Here is an 11,488-nt window from a genome sequence, read left to right as displayed (position 1 = left end):
CGCGCCACAGCGAGGCGCCGGAGGTGCTCGCCCGCGCCGACGCGCTGCTGGCGCTGCTCGCCGCCCCCGCGCTCGCCGAGGCCGCGGGCGCCAACGTGCAGGCCCTGCTGCTGCGCAAGGCGAGCGACATCCGTTCCGACCACGACCTGCGCGTGGCGCTCAGCCAGACCCACGTCAACCCGCTGAAGTGGCTGGGAATGGCCTTCCTGGGCTTCCTGACCCTGGTCTCGGTGGCCATGGCCCACCTCGAACGCCCGCGCGCGGCCTTCGCGGCGGTGCTGCTGTTCGCGCTCGCCGCGGCCCCCACCGCCGCCATCGTGCTGATCCAGGGCAACCCCTTCCAGCAGCCGAGCTCGGTCACGCCCGCGCCGATCGTCGCGGTCGCCAAGGCGCTGGAGCGCTGAAGCGCCGGTCGGCCCTGCGGTTGCAGCACCGTGCCGAGGTCCCGCCGCGCCCCCTCGCGCTGCAGGCCCTGCTGCGCCTTGCGACACCCGATCGGGCAAACGGCGAATCCGTCGCGATGGCCGCGGCCGCCCCCGGTCGATGGCTGTCGGAAAAATTGACACTGCAGCAACTCGAGCACGCCCGGGATGGCGCGCGCATTCCTCTCCAGAGGCCCATTTCCCACTGGAATCAACGCGCTGTGACCTTCTACCGCGCGTGCTGGCGCGATCATTGCTTAAGATCTGGTCGAAACTCTCGGGCCGACCTTTCGCGTCGACGCCCGTCACCGAACGTGTCGCCCAAAAATAAAGGAACCACCCATGTCCGCCTCGCTCCCCCGCCTCCTCACCACCCTCGCCGCGATCGGCGGTCTGGCCGCGGCGGGCACCGCCCACGCCAGCCTGATCAACGGCGGCTTCGAAACCGGAACGGGGACGCCCTTCGTCGCCGACGCCAACTGGGCGCTGTTCAACGAGTCGGCGGTACCCGGCTGGGAAACCACCGCCACCGACAACCAGATCGAGATCTGGGGCAACAACTTCAGCTCGGTGAGCGGCGGCCCGGTGCCCGCCTACGAGGGGCGCCAGTTCGCCGAGATCAACGCCACCCAGTTCGCCACCCTGTACCAGGACGTGTTCGGCATCGCCACGGGCAGCGTCGTCGGCTTCGAGTTCGCCCACCGCGGACGTTCGGGGGTGGACACGATGCGCATGATGATCACCGACCTCGGCCTCGACAACCTGCTCGGCGGTGGCGATGACACGGTGTTGTTCTCCAAGAACTACTCGACCGGCAACACCGCCTGGGCCTTCTACACGAGCGCCGGCGAGGCGCCGATCAGCGCCCTCGGCAATGCCACGCGCTTCTCGTATCAGGCCATCAGCACCGCCAATGGCAGCCCCTCGGTCGGCAACTTCATCGACGCCGCCGACTTCGGCGTCGGCGTGCAGGCGGTGCCGGAACCGGCGTCGATCGCGCTGATCGCGCTCGGCCTCGCGGGGCTGGGGCTGCGCCGCAAGCGCGCCTGAGACACGCGTCGCAGTGCAGGCGGCTTGACACCACGGCCCCGGCGGTTCGCCCGGGGCCGTTTCACTTTGCGGGGTCGGCTGCGCAGTGCACCGCCAGCCACAGCGCATCCGCCGAGGTCGACTCGACGCGGTGACGCCGATGCGCCGGGATCACGAGCCAGTCACCGACCTTCAGCTTCACGTCGTCGCCGTCATCGTCGCCCCCCTCGAAGCGCAGCACCGCCGCGCCCGCCAGCAGCGCCACCCACTCGTCGCCAGCCTGGTCGTACCACTCGCCGGGCGCGCTCGCATGGCCGTGCGAGACGATGCGCTCGACACGGCAGCGCGGATTGGCGAACAGGGTCTGGAAGATCTCGCCGCCTGCGGACGGCGGCAGCGCGGCGAAGAGATTGCCGCGCCCGGCAGCCTGGATCTCGGCGCTCATTCCCCGCTCACGAAACGATGTACGCCGCCGAACCGGTGGACAGCAGCTTGCCGTCGGCGTCGAGGAAGCTCATCCGCGTCGACGCGACGCGCGAACCCAGGCGCAGGACCTCGGCTTCCATGCGGAAGGATTCGCCGATGCCGGGGCGCAGGTAGTCGATGCGCAGGTCGATGGTGCCGAGCTTCGAGAAGCGGTGCAGGCGCTGGAAGGGCGGTTCGTCTAGGTGGCGGGCGCCGATCGCGGCCATCACCGCGAGACCGCCCATGGCGTCGAGGCAGGCGGCGATCACGCCGCCGTGGATGCGGTTATGCACGAAATGGCCGACGAGCTCGTGGCGCATCGCGATGCGGCCATGCACGCGCTCGCCGCCGATGTCGTCGATCTGCAGGCCGAGCAGCGCGTTGAAGGCGATCTTCTGCTCGAAGATCTCGCGGATGCCGGCGATGAACTCCGGCTCGAACTGCACCGGCAGCTCCGCCGGGGTGGAGTGTTTCGGCATGGATGCATGCTCCCTTGCAAGAAATGGCGCAGCCCCGGGCGTGGCGGGCACGCACCGGGGCCACGGGCAGGCTTGCGGGCGCGGATGCGCGCCGCAGCCTGCAGCGCCCCGCAGGGCGCGAGGCAACGATCAGGCGCGCGGCACCGGCACGCCGGGCGTCACGCACAGCGAATGATTGAGGGCGATGATCGCCTTCTTGTAGTCGCTGCGCTCGATGATGAACTGCATGTTCACCTGGCGCAGGGTCTGCGACACGCAGTTCACGTTGATCTGCGCGTCGGCGAGCGCCTGCGCCGCGCGTGCGAGCACGCCCGGGATGCTGATGTTGGAGCCGATCGCGCACACGATCGCGCTGTTCTTGACGGTCACCACCTGGTAGCGCGCCTCGAGCTCGGCGATCAGCGCGGGCGTCACCGAGTTCTCCCACAGCACGTGGGCGATCGAGTTGGCGTTGGTCGCCTTGAGGATGTAGGAGATGTCGTGCCTGCAGAAGATCTCCATGATCCCGAGGTCGAAGCCGACGGTGCCGACCATGCTGGGGTCGTGGATCTCGACCAGGGTCACCTTGTCGCTGCCGGTCACCATCTCGACGCGGGCGCGCTCGCCGACGTAGTCCTTGGTGATCAGGGTGCCCGGGTGTTCGGGCTCGAAGGTGTTCTTGAGGCGGATCGGGATGCCGGCGAGCTCCATCGGCTTGGCCGCCTTGGGGTGGATCGCCTCCATGCCGACGTCGGCGAGCTGGTCGGCGACGTCGTAGTTGGTCGCGCCGACGATCACCGCATTCTCGAGGCCGACGATGTTGGGATCGGCCGAGGAGAGGTGGAATTCCTTGTGGATGACCGCCTCGGCGGGGCGCACCTCGACCGCGATCTTGCTGAAGGTGACCTCGGAGTAGCCGCGGTCGAACTCGCGCATGATGCCCTCGGTGCCCTTGGTGTAGCCGGTGGCGACGATCACGCTGTTGTCGAGGTCGAGCCCCTTGAAGCTGTTGTGGATGCGCTCGTCGATGGTCCACGCCTTGTCGTCGTGGAAGCCGGCGAGGTCGAGCAGGATGGCGTTGACGCCATTGGCCTTGAGGATCTCGACGCTGTTGAAGGCGCTGTGCGACTCGCCCACCGAGGCCAGCACCTCGCGCGCGGCGAGCAGCACGTCCTGGCGGCGGATGTAGCCGCTGGCGAGCACGTGCTGCATCGCGTCGAGGTATTTCTTGACCTCGCCGATGCGGGTATCGACGAAGGCGTCGGCGACGTCCAGCGGCAGGGCGAGCTCGGCGAAGCCGGCGTTGAGCTTCTTGAGGCTGACCGCGAGCGCGTCGAGCGCGCCGTGGTAGTCGGAACCTTCCGCGAACAGGGCGTAGATGCCGCGTTCGCCGGTCTTCTTGTGCTCCAGCAGCTGGTTGGTCACGCCGGAATAGGCCGACACCACGTAGATGCGGCCGAGGATGCGCGACTTGTCGTAGAGCATGATGTGGCGCAGCACATCCCCGAAGGCGGACATCGAGGTGCCACCGATCTTTTCAACCGAGATCATCCGTTTTCCCGAGCTTTGCATGACGTGTGTTCCAGTTCTGATTAGAGACCGACCGAAACCCGTCATCCTATTGTTTTGGCGCGGAAATGGACATAGCTGCGGACGAATTCGGCGCCATTTCGGCGTGATTTTCTCGTCCGGACCAGCGGACACGCCGCCCGCGGGCGGCTCCGCCCGAACCGGAGCGGCCTTCCGACCGGCTCAGCAGGCCGCCAGCGTCGCCGCGCCCGATGCAGCCGCGATGGAGGCCTCCGCGGCGATGAAGCCGAACAGGTCCTTGGGATCGTCCAGCGCCGGGATCAGCGCCAGGCGCTCGCCCATGCCCAGCTCCAGCGCGAGGTCGCGCATGTAGCGCAGCGCCGAGTAGTCTTCCAGCGCGAAGCCGACCGAGTCGAAGATCGTGACCTGGGCGGCACCGCTCCGCCCCTGGATGCGGCCGGCGAGGACCTGCCACAGCTCGGTCACCGGGAAGTCTGCGGGCATCTGCTGCAGATCGCCCTCGATGCGCGATTGCGGCTCGAACTCGCAGAACACCGGGCCGAGGCGCAGCACGTCGGGGTGCAGCTCGGTCTTGCCCGGGCAGTCGCCGCCCACGGCGTTGAGGTGCATGCCGGGCTCGATCATGTCGGCGGTGAGGATGGCGGCCCGGGTCTTGTCGGCGGTCGCCGTGGTCACGATGTCGCAGCCGCGCACGGCCGCGCGCACGCTGCCGAAGGCGCGCCAGGCCAGGCCCAGGCGCTCGAGGTTGGCGGCGAGCTTGCGGGTGGCGGAGGGGTCGACGTCGAAGAGGTGGAAGACCTCGACCCCCAGCAGGTGGTGGAAGGCGAGCGCCTGGAACTCGCTCTGCGCGCCGTTGCCGATCAGCGCCATGCGGCGCACGTCCTCGCGCGCCAGCGCCCGCGCCGCCACCGCGGACATCGCCGCGGTGCGGATCGCGGTGGTCAGGGTCAGCTCGCTGACCAGCTCGGGGGTGCCGGTCTCGACGTCGGCCAGCACGCCGAAGGCCATCACCGTCGGCAGCTGGTAGCGGTGGTTCGACGGGTGGCCATTCACATACTTGAACGCGTAGCTGCGGGCATCGGACACCGGCATCAGCTCGATCACGCCGACTTCGGAGTGCGTGGCGACCCGGGCGCACTTGTCGAAATCGTTCCAGCGCAGGAAGTCCTGGCGCAGGTAGCTGGCGACGCCGGCGATGCACTCGGCGAGGCCCTTGCGGCGCACCATCCCGGCGACCTGCTCGGCGCTCAGGTAGCGGGTGTCCAGGCGTCTGGCTTCAGGGGCGCTCATGATCGGTCTCCGTCCTCGTTATCGGATGTGGCGCTGCGATGACGCCATCTTGACCGAATACCCCGCCAAACAGAATCCGCAACTCTGTATCGAAAACGTCAGCCTTTAGGCAAAATTGCCAGGCTGAATTGCCGGAATGATCGAATGGACACCCTGGACCATCAGTTGATCGGCCTGCTGCGCAACGACGCCCGCCTGAGCGTGGCCGCGCTCGCGCACAAGCTCCAGGTCTCGCGCGGCACGGTCACCAACCGCATCGCGCGCCTGGAGGACCAGGGCATCATCGTCGGCTACACCGTTCGCCTGCGCCCCGACGCGCAGCCGCACGACATCCACGCATGGACGAGCATCGCGGTGGAGGGAAACGAGACACGCGCGGTGATCGCCAGCCTGCTCGGCGAGCCCGCGGTCGCCGAGCTGCACGACACCAACGGCCGCTGGGACCTGCTCGTCGGCCTGCGCGCGGCCAACCTCACCGAGCTATCGACCGTGCTCAAGCGCATCCGCCTGATCAAGGGCATCCAGAGCAGCGAGACCAGCATCCACCTGAAAACCTATCGGGTGTAGGCGCCTGTCATCAGCGGAACACGATGGTCTTGTTCCCATGCACCAGCACGCGGTCTTCCAGGTGGTAGCGCAGGCCGCGCGCAAGCACGGTCTTCTCGATGTCCTTGCCGTAGCGCACCATGTCCTCGACCGCGTCGGAGTGGTCGATGCGGATCACGTCCTGCTCGATGATCGGGCCCTGGTCGAGGTCGGCGGTCACGTAATGGCAGGTGGCGCCGATCAGCTTGACACCCTTCGCGTACGCCTGGTGGTAAGGCTTGGCGCCGACGAAGCTGGGCAGGAAGCTGTGGTGGATGTTGAGGATGCGGCCCGGGTAGGCCGCGCACAGGTCCGGCGACAGGATCTGCATGTAGCGCGCCAGCACCATGGTATCGCCGCGCACTTCCTCGAAGATGCGCCGCACCTCGGCATACGCCGCGGACTTGTTGTCGGTCCCGACCGGCACGTGGTGGAAAGGGATGCCGTGCCACTCGACGAAGCCGCGGAAGGTGTCGTGATTGGAAATCACGCAGGGGATCTCGATGTCGAGCTCCTTCGACTGCCAGCGCGCGAGCAGGTCGTACAGGCAGTGCTCCTGCTTGCTCACCAGCACCACCACGCGCTTCTTCACCGCGGAGTCGGTGATCTTCCAGTCCATCTCCAGCTCTTCGGCGAGCGGGCGGAATTTCTCGCGGAACTCGGCGAGATGGAAGGGCAGCGAATCGGCCTTGATCTCGATGCGCATGAAGTAGCGCCCGACCTCCCCCGCCTCGAGTGGCGGCTCGGCGTGCAGCGAGGTCTCGAGGATCCAGCCACGATGCTCGGCGATGAAACCGGAGACCTTGGCGACGATGCCGACGCGGTCGGGGCAGGAGGCGGACAGCGTGAAGAAGCGTTGGCGGTGCATGCTGGGCGTGAGGCGTGAGGGGTCTGGAGCGGGGAGCGGAGCGGGTCAGACGCGCGCGAAGACCTTGTCGATCTCGGCGCGCAGGCCGGCGTAGTCGCGCACCACGGGGTACTGCGGGAACTCGCGGATCACGTTCTCGGGCGGGTGGAAGAGGATGCCGCCGTGGGCTTCGCCGAGCATCGCGGTGTCGTTGTAGGAGTCGCCCGCGGCGGCCACCTTGAAGTTGAGCTCCTTGAAGCGCCTGACCGCCTCGCGCTTCTGGTCGGGCATGCGCAGATGGTAGTCGACCAGGATGCCCCCGGCGTCGGCCTCCAGGCTGTGGCAGAACAGCGTCGGCATGCCGAGCTGCTTCATCAACGGCTTGGCGAACTCGTAGAAGGTGTCGGACAGGATCACCACCTGGTAGGCGTCGCGCAACTCGTCGAGGAACTCGCGCGCGCCCGGCATCGGCCCCATGCTGGCGATCACGTCCTGGATGTCGGGCAGGCCGAGCTTCTTCTGCGCGAGGATGTCCAGGCGGTACCTCATCAGGGTGTCGTAGTTCGGCTCGTCGCGGGTGGTGCGGCGCAGCTCGGGGATGCCGGTACGCTCGGCGAATTCGATCCAGATTTCGGGGACGAGCACACCTTCGAGGTCGAGACAGACGATACGCACCGCGGACTCCTGAGGGCAGTTTGTCGGAAAGACCAGGATTCTAGCAGGGCGGCGCATCCATACCCCGTTGGCAGACACGTCGCAGGGCGGGACGGCCCATTTGCATCGTCCTGCGTGGCGTATTTCTCGATCCGGGCCACGCAAGCGCGTTTCCCGCTCCAGCGCATCGCCGATAATGTCGCATCATATCCGCTGACCGACCATGATCAAGCTCATCCCCATCGAAAAACTCCAGCCGGGGATGTACGTCCACGACCTGAACTGCAGCTGGATGGAGCACAACTTCTTTCGCAGCCGCTTCGCCGTCAAGGACGAAGCGGTCGTGCGGAAAGTGCGTGCGATCGGCACGCACGAGATCTACATCGACACCGCGCGCGGTCTCGACCTCCCCGAAGCACCGACCCGGGAAGAAATCGAGCACGAGGTCGACGAGAAGATCGACGCCATCGCCGCAGAGGCCGCCCCGCGCATTGCAGCGCAGGAGGTGGCGTGCGAGATCGAGCGCGCCCGCGCGCTGCACCGCGAGGCCAATCTCATCGTCCGCGACATGATGGCCGACGTGCGCCTGGGCAAACAGATCGAGATGGAGCTGATCGAGCCGCTCGTCGAACGCATCGTCGACTCGATCTTCACCCAGCAGGACGCGCTGATCCCGCTCGCCCGGCTCAAGCAGCACGACGCCTACACCTTCCAGCACTCGGTGTCGGTCTGCGCGCTGATGACCACGTTCGCCCGCAACCTGCAGCTGCCCCGCCCGGTCATCCACGAAATTGCGGTGGGCGCACTGCTGCACGACGTCGGCAAGGCCAGCGTCCCCGACGCGATCCTGAACAAGCCGGCCAAGCTCACCGACGCCGAGTTCGCGAAGATGAAGAACCACGTCGTGCAGAGCAAGATCATCCTGCAGGCCACACCCGGCATCAGCGCCATCGCGCTCGACGTCGCCGCCCAGCACCACGAGCGCTTCGACGGTACCGGCTACCCGAACAAGCTCGCGGGGGACGCGATCAGCCTTTATGGCCAGATGGGCGCCATCGTGGATGTCTACGACGCCATTACGTCCAACCGCGTCTATCACAAGGGCATGCCGCCGACCGAGGCGCTCCGCAAGCTGCTGGACTGGAGCAAGTTCCACTTCAAGCCCGAACTCGTGCACGCCTTCATCCGCGCGGTCGGGATCTATCCGGCCGGTTCGCTGGTGCGGCTCGAAAGCAAGCGCCTTGCGGTCGTGCAGGCGCAGAACCCCGACAAACTGATCGCGCCGAAGGTCACGGTGATGTTTCACACCGATGGCTACGCACTGACACCGCAAGACCTCGACCTGCGCCACGCGCAGGACCGCATCGTCGGCCATGAGGACTTCGCCACCTGGAAGCTGAACCCGGCGCACTGGTTACCGAAGTAGGCCTGCACGCTCGACGTCCTGCGCAGGAGCGCCGCCCGGCGCGAAGGGGGTTCGGCCCCCTCAATCCGCCGGGATCGCTTCCAGCGCCTCGTGCAGCTCCAGCCAGCGCAGCTCGGCCTCCTCGATGCGCTCGGCGAGCTCGGCCTGACGCTTGTTGAGCGCCGGCACCTCGCCCGCCTGCGGGCCGGTGTACAGCGCCGGATCGGCGAGCTTCGCGTCGAGCTCGGCCTTCTCCTTGTTCCACGCCGCCATGCGCTTGTCGATCTGCTCGAGCTCCTTCACCAGCGGCCGACGCGCCACCAGGCGCGCCTGGCGGTCGGCGGCGGCCTGGGCGCGGTCGGCCTTGCGCGCGGCCTTGTCGGCAGCCTGGTCGGGGCAGGCAGCGGCCGCGGCAACTTCGGCGCGGCGGCTGGCGAGCCAGTCGCGGTAGTCGTCGAGGTCGCCGTCGAAGGGCTGGATGCGGCCGCCATCGACCAGCACGAAACGATCGCAGGTGGCGCGCAGCAGCGCGCGGTCGTGCGACACCAGCACCATCGCGCCCTCGTAGTCCTGCAGCGCCATGGTCAGCGCGTGGCGCATCTCGAGATCGAGATGGTTGGTGGGCTCATCGAGCAGCAGCAGGTTGGGGCGCTGCCAGATCAGCAGCGCCAGCGCCAGGCGCGACTTCTCGCCGCCCGAGAACGGCCCGCAGGGCGTGGTCGCCGGGGTGGACGTGCCGCCCACGCCGTCGCCGCGGAAGTCGAAGCCGCCGAGATAGTCGCGCAGCTCCTGCTCGCGCGTCTGCGGATCGAGCCTGACCATGTGCTGCAGCGCCGACTCGTCCGGGCGCAGCGTTTCCAGTTGATGCTGGGCGAAGTAGCCGGTCGCCAGGCCCTTGCCTTCCAGGCGGCGGCCGCTGGCGAGCTGCAGCTCGTGCGCGAGCAGCTTGATCAGCGTCGACTTGCCGGCACCGTTGCGCCCGAGCAGGCCGACGCGCTCGCCCGGGCGCAGGGTCAGCGTGATGCGCTCCAGGATCGTCTTGTCGCCGTAACCCACCGCGCCGTCCTCGATCTGCAGCAAGGGGTCGGGCGCCGGCGGCGCATCGCGGAAGGCGAAGCTGAAGGGCGTGTCGACGTGCGCCGCGGCGATGCGCTCCATGCGCTCGAGCGCCTTGATCCGGCTCTGCGCCTGGCGCGCCTTGGTGGCCTTGGCGCGGAAGCGGCGGATGTAGTCTTCCATGTGCGCGATGTCGCGCTGCTGCCTCTCGAACATCGCCTGCTGCTGGATGAGGCGTTCGCCGCGCTGGCGCTCGAAGTCGGAATAGCCGCCGGTGTAGAGCGCGAGCTTCTGCTGCTCGATGTGGGCGATATGGGTGACGCAGGCATCGAGGAACTCGCGGTCGTGCGAGATCAGCAGCAGCGTGCCGCGGTAGTCGCGCAGCCAGGCCTCGAGCCAGATCACCGCGTCGAGGTCGAGGTGGTTGGTGGGCTCGTCGAGCAGCAGCAGGTCGGAACGGCACATCAGCGCCTGCGCCAGGTTCAGGCGCATGCGCCAGCCGCCGGAGAAGTCCGCCACGGGGCGCTCGATGTCGGATTGCAGGAAGCCCAGTCCGTCGAGCAGGGCCGCCGCGCGCGCGCGCGCCGCATAGCCGCCGATCTCGTGCAGGCGGGCGTGGAGTTCCCCGATGTGCGAGCCATCGTGCGCGGCTTCGGCTGCGGCCAGCTCGGCCTCGATGCGGCGCAGCTCGGCGTCGCCGTCGAGCACGTAGTCGATCGCCGGCTGCGCCAGCCCGGGGGTTTCCTGCGCGACGTGGGCGATCACCCAGCCCGGCGGCAGGTCGAGGTCGCCCTGATCGGGGTGGAGCTGGTCGCGCAGCATGGCGAACAGGCTGGATTTGCCGCTGCCGTTGGCGCCGGTGAGGCCGACCTTCCAGCCGGGGTGGATCTGCAGCGTGGCGCTCTCGATGTGGACCTTGGCGCCGCGCGCGAGGCGCAAGTTACGAAGACTGATCACGAACGGATACACGGCCGGCAGGCCGCGGGCGGTTGCAAAGGCGCTATTCTACGCGCCGGCTCGATCGAAGCCGGAACACGCATTCCGGAAACCCGAGCCGACCACTCGGCCGCGGCAACGCGATGAATGTCTTCGATCGCCCCGCTCGGCCACCCGAATCCGGAAACCGCACGCATGATCCGTATCCGCTCCCTGTCTCTCGTCGTCGCCCACCGCTCCATCATGCCCGGCCTGTGCGCGGCGCTACTCGCCTCCACGATCCTGCCCGCCCACGCGCAGACCGCGGACGAGGCCGCCCGCACCGCCGAGCGTACCCGCGCGGAGGCGCTCGCAGCCGATGGCAAGGCGCTGCGCGCCGAAGCCGAGGCCACCTACCAGGCCACCGTGCCGGGCTGTTACGAGAAGTTCCTCGTCAACCGTTGCATCGACCAGGCGAAGAAGCAGCGCCTGGAGACGATCCGGCGTGCCCGCGAGCTCGAAGCCGAAAGCCGCGGCATCACCCTGGCGGAGCGCCAACGCGCAGCAGCGGCCAAGCCGGCCGCCGGCGAACGCCCCAGCCCCCCTGCCCCACCTGCCGCCCCGCCCGCCGCCTCCCCCCTGGCCCCTTCCGGGCCGAGCGGGGACGCGACGATCGCGCCATCTACCGAAGCCGAGCGCATCCGCGCCCAGCGCGTCGAGGCCAGCCGCGAGGCCGAAGCCGCCACGGCCCGCCAGCGTGCGGCCCAGGACGCCGAGCGCGCGTCTGCGCGCCGCGATGCCGAAGACGCCG

Annotated in this window: 12 protein-coding genes; 5 read left to right on the top strand and 7 right to left on the bottom strand. The window is 68.3% G+C overall.

Features of this window, described 5'->3' with window-relative positions; all coding sequences use genetic code 11:
• Together C665_RS15205 and C665_RS15200 are read left to right on the top strand one after the other, a co-directional pair.
• Positions 1 to 404, top strand: a 404-nt coding sequence (locus C665_RS15205) for a bestrophin-like domain (RefSeq protein ID WP_004321172.1), incomplete at its 5' end; no start/stop codon positions are given.
• Between the two features lie 360 nt (positions 405 to 764).
• Positions 765 to 1,472, top strand: a complete 708-nt coding sequence (locus C665_RS15200; RefSeq protein ID WP_004321171.1) for a PEP-CTERM sorting domain-containing protein — start codon at positions 765 to 767, stop codon at positions 1,470 to 1,472.
• A gap of 61 nt (positions 1,473 to 1,533) precedes the next feature.
• Here C665_RS15200 and C665_RS15195 read toward each other — a convergent pair whose 3' ends face one another.
• The 4 genes from C665_RS15195 to ocd all read right to left on the bottom strand — a co-directional run bounded on the left by C665_RS15195 (position 1,534) and on the right by ocd (position 5,215).
• Complete coding sequence (locus tag C665_RS15195) at positions 1,534 to 1,896, bottom strand: cupin domain-containing protein (RefSeq protein WP_004321169.1); 363 nt, start codon at positions 1,894 to 1,896, stop codon at positions 1,534 to 1,536.
• A 7-nt stretch (positions 1,897 to 1,903) separates the two neighbouring features.
• A complete protein-coding gene (locus tag C665_RS15190) occupies positions 1,904 to 2,395 on the bottom strand; it encodes a thioesterase family protein (protein WP_004321166.1) in 492 nt (163 codons plus the stop codon).
• A gap of 129 nt (positions 2,396 to 2,524) precedes the next feature.
• On the bottom strand, positions 2,525 to 3,925 hold the full coding sequence (locus C665_RS15185) for an aspartate kinase (RefSeq protein ID WP_004321164.1): 1,401 nt from the start codon (positions 3,923 to 3,925) through the stop codon (positions 2,525 to 2,527).
• A gap of 201 nt (positions 3,926 to 4,126) precedes the next feature.
• Positions 4,127 to 5,215, bottom strand: a complete 1,089-nt coding sequence (ocd, locus tag C665_RS15180) for an ornithine cyclodeaminase (RefSeq protein WP_004321163.1) — start codon at positions 5,213 to 5,215, stop codon at positions 4,127 to 4,129.
• Positions 5,216 to 5,359: 144 nt separating this feature from the next.
• Here ocd and C665_RS15175 point away from each other — a divergent pair, with 144 nt between their 5' ends.
• The gene (locus C665_RS15175; RefSeq protein WP_004321161.1) at positions 5,360 to 5,782 is read left to right on the top strand and encodes an Lrp/AsnC family transcriptional regulator; all 423 of its coding nucleotides are present in this window, start codon (positions 5,360 to 5,362) and stop codon (positions 5,780 to 5,782) included.
• Between the two features lie 10 nt (positions 5,783 to 5,792).
• On the opposite strand, the gene purU is transcribed toward C665_RS15175, so the two are convergent.
• Positions 5,793 to 6,668 (bottom strand): formyltetrahydrofolate deformylase, encoded by an 876-nt coding sequence (purU, locus tag C665_RS15170; RefSeq protein ID WP_004321158.1) that lies wholly within the window; start codon positions 6,666 to 6,668, stop codon positions 5,793 to 5,795.
• Positions 6,669 to 6,713: 45 nt separating this feature from the next.
• Positions 6,714 to 7,322 (bottom strand): bifunctional phosphoserine phosphatase/homoserine phosphotransferase ThrH, encoded by a 609-nt coding sequence (gene thrH, locus C665_RS15165; protein WP_004321157.1) that lies wholly within the window; start codon positions 7,320 to 7,322, stop codon positions 6,714 to 6,716.
• A gap of 202 nt (positions 7,323 to 7,524) precedes the next feature.
• Here thrH and C665_RS15160 point away from each other — a divergent pair, with 202 nt between their 5' ends.
• Positions 7,525 to 8,727: an HD-GYP domain-containing protein gene (locus C665_RS15160; protein WP_004321156.1), complete on the top strand. Its 1,203-nt coding sequence runs from the start codon at positions 7,525 to 7,527 to the stop codon at positions 8,725 to 8,727.
• Positions 8,728 to 8,787: 60 nt separating this feature from the next.
• Here C665_RS15160 and C665_RS15155 read toward each other — a convergent pair whose 3' ends face one another.
• Positions 8,788 to 10,719 carry an ATP-binding cassette domain-containing protein gene (locus C665_RS15155; RefSeq protein ID WP_004321155.1) on the bottom strand — a complete coding sequence of 644 codons (1,932 nt, stop codon included), beginning with the start codon at positions 10,717 to 10,719 and terminating at the stop codon, positions 8,788 to 8,790.
• 126 nt (positions 10,720 to 10,845) lie between these two features.
• Between C665_RS15155 and C665_RS15150 the strand changes: the two genes are divergently transcribed.
• Positions 10,846 to 11,488 (top strand): hypothetical protein (locus C665_RS15150; RefSeq protein ID WP_004321154.1); only part of this gene is annotated, 643 nt, incomplete at its 3' end.

This window comes from Thauera aminoaromatica S2, from assembly GCF_000310185.1.
In the GTDB taxonomy this organism is placed as follows: Bacteria; Pseudomonadota; Gammaproteobacteria; order Burkholderiales; family Rhodocyclaceae; genus Thauera; species Thauera aminoaromatica.
This window is presented reverse-complemented; position numbering and strand designations above follow the sequence as displayed.

Excerpts from the sequence above, each read along its gene's own strand:
- C665_RS15160 (WP_004321156.1), top strand. The coding sequence starts at position 7,525 with ATGATCAAGCTCATCCCCATCGAAAAACTCCAGCCGGGGATGTACGTC.
- C665_RS15190 (WP_004321166.1), bottom strand. The coding sequence starts at position 2,395 with ATGCCGAAACACTCCACCCCGGCGGAGCTGCCGGTGCAGTTCGAGCCG.
- ocd (WP_004321163.1), bottom strand. The coding sequence starts at position 5,215 with ATGAGCGCCCCTGAAGCCAGACGCCTGGACACCCGCTACCTGAGCGCC.
- C665_RS15200 (WP_004321171.1), top strand. The coding sequence starts at position 765 with ATGTCCGCCTCGCTCCCCCGCCTCCTCACCACCCTCGCCGCGATCGGC.
- C665_RS15195 (WP_004321169.1), bottom strand. The coding sequence starts at position 1,896 with ATGAGCGCCGAGATCCAGGCTGCCGGGCGCGGCAATCTCTTCGCCGCG.
- C665_RS15175 (WP_004321161.1), top strand. The coding sequence starts at position 5,360 with ATGGACACCCTGGACCATCAGTTGATCGGCCTGCTGCGCAACGACGCC.
- C665_RS15185 (WP_004321164.1), bottom strand. The coding sequence starts at position 3,925 with ATGATCTCGGTTGAAAAGATCGGTGGCACCTCGATGTCCGCCTTCGGG.
- purU (WP_004321158.1), bottom strand. The coding sequence starts at position 6,668 with ATGCACCGCCAACGCTTCTTCACGCTGTCCGCCTCCTGCCCCGACCGC.